Origin of the sequence: Vibrio sp. 10N.222.52.B7 (genome assembly GCF_041474275.1) — a bacterium.
Lineage (GTDB): Bacteria > Pseudomonadota > Gammaproteobacteria > Enterobacterales > Vibrionaceae > Vibrio > Vibrio crassostreae_C.
Window position 1 is genome coordinate 1 of the sequence record NZ_JBFRTU010000719.1, and the last position, 260, is coordinate 260.

Below are 260 nucleotides of genomic sequence, written 5' to 3' on the forward strand. Positions count from 1 at the left end.
AGGTTGGACTGTAAGCACATCACGATAAGCTATTTTACCCTCAGCAATTGAGTCACGAACGCCGCCAGAGTTCATGACACCAAAGTCAGCATTCACTAAGTAATAAGTGCGGTAAGCGTGCCCTAGCAAGTGACCAAGGTTAGTTTGCTCAGATCGAACCACATTACGGTCACCTTCAAGCTTCGCATCAGTTTTAGAGATATCAACATCTAACAACTCTTGCCCCTGCTGCTGATACGCGGAAAGAGTCGCTATTACTG

Annotated in this window: 1 protein-coding gene; it reads right to left on the reverse strand. The window is 46.2% G+C overall.

Annotated features, from left to right (window positions below; genetic code table 11):
• The coding region (locus tag AB4512_RS24970) for a 5'-nucleotidase C-terminal domain-containing protein (RefSeq protein WP_372176150.1) at positions 1-260 on the reverse strand (260 nt) is incomplete at both ends.